At 49.6% G+C, this 506-nt stretch carries 1 protein-coding gene; it reads right to left on the bottom strand.

Going from position 1 to position 506, the window contains the following annotated elements; translation table 11 throughout:
- A partial coding sequence (locus tag R7O13_RS31265; RefSeq protein WP_318305781.1) for a hypothetical protein occupies positions 1-506 on the bottom strand: 506 nt, incomplete at both ends.

The raw sequence follows: 506 nt of genomic DNA, 5'->3' as shown, positions 1-506 counted from the left end.
GTAATGGCATCGACGTTTGTGATGGTCGGTTGGTCATCGACGATAGTCACTGGGATCACCGCAGAGCTGGTGTCACCATCAAAGTCTGTTGCGATGATTGGGAAGTTCAGCGTTAGCTCGTCGCTATTAATAGCGTGATCGATTGGGCCTTCCAACGTGAAGTTGTAAGAGCCATCCACATTCACTACCAACGTAAATACTGGATTGCCATCTGCCGTCGCACTGTAAGTGAAGCTGCCGTCAGCATTTGCCGTTTCTACGAGTACAATCGCTTCGCCATGTGAGGTAAGGCCAGTAACAGGATCCGTCGAGGAATCAAGTTGATAGCTCACCACTCGATCAGAGCCTTCTGTTGTAGTGAATTTACCGTCAATAGAAACAACGCCATCTTGAGCAGAACCAACGCCCGATAAATCGTCTTCATCAACCGTAATGGCATCGACGTTTGTGATGGTCGGTTGGTCATCGACGATAGTCACTGGGATCACCGCAGAGCTGGTGTCACC

It is taken from the genome of Vibrio sp. Y176, from assembly GCF_033438945.1.
This window is presented reverse-complemented; position numbering and strand designations above follow the sequence as displayed.